We start from the raw sequence: 650 nt of genomic DNA, 5'->3' as shown, positions 1-650 counted from the left end.
TTACAGCTTCTTCTGCAGCTTGTTTCGCTGTGTCATAAGCTGCTTTTGTAGAAGTTGTTTTATCATCTGTCGCAACATCGGCTTTAGCTAACTCATCAAGCTCTGTTTTAGCTGCTGTAAGGTCTGCTTTGTCAGCCTTATCTGTCAACAGTTTACCTGCTTCTACCAATTTCGCTCTGACTGCAGCTACTTTAACTTGAGCTTCAGATGCTTCCGCTTTCGTCGCTTCTTCACCTTTATCTACAACTGCTTTGGCGTCACGTTTGGCTGCGTCTAACTCTGCTTGAAGTTTTTCGATTTCCTTGTTATAGGCTTCAACACTCTTAGGCGTTTTATCAGCTGTATCAGCTGGCTTCAAGGTTTCATCAACTTTGGATAACTCATCTTTTTGAGTATCTGTTATTTTATCTACTAAGCCTGCTTTGGCTTTGTCAAGTTCTGCTTTCTTAGCTTTCACATTCGCTAATGCAGTCGCTACTTCTTCTGATGTCGCATCTTCATTGTTGATAACTTTTGTAGCTTCTGTTACAGCTTCTTCTGCAGCTTGTTTCGCTGTGTCATAAGCTGCTTTTGTAGAAGTTGTTTTATCATCTGTCGCAACATCGGCTTTAGCTAACTCATCAAGCTCTGTTTTAGCTGCTGTAAGGTCT

Annotated in this window: 1 pseudogene; it reads right to left on the bottom strand. The window is 41.4% G+C overall.

The window, feature by feature from the left end:
- Window positions 1-650: pseudogene (locus HT708_RS06935) on the bottom strand (FIVAR domain-containing protein); the annotation flags it as partial.

Source organism: Streptococcus sp. 3613 (genome assembly GCF_013277375.1).
In the GTDB taxonomy this organism is placed as follows: Bacteria; Bacillota; Bacilli; order Lactobacillales; family Streptococcaceae; genus Streptococcus; species Streptococcus pseudopneumoniae.
The sequence above is the reverse complement of the archived record's forward strand: the minus strand, read 5'-3'. Positions and strand labels throughout refer to the sequence as shown.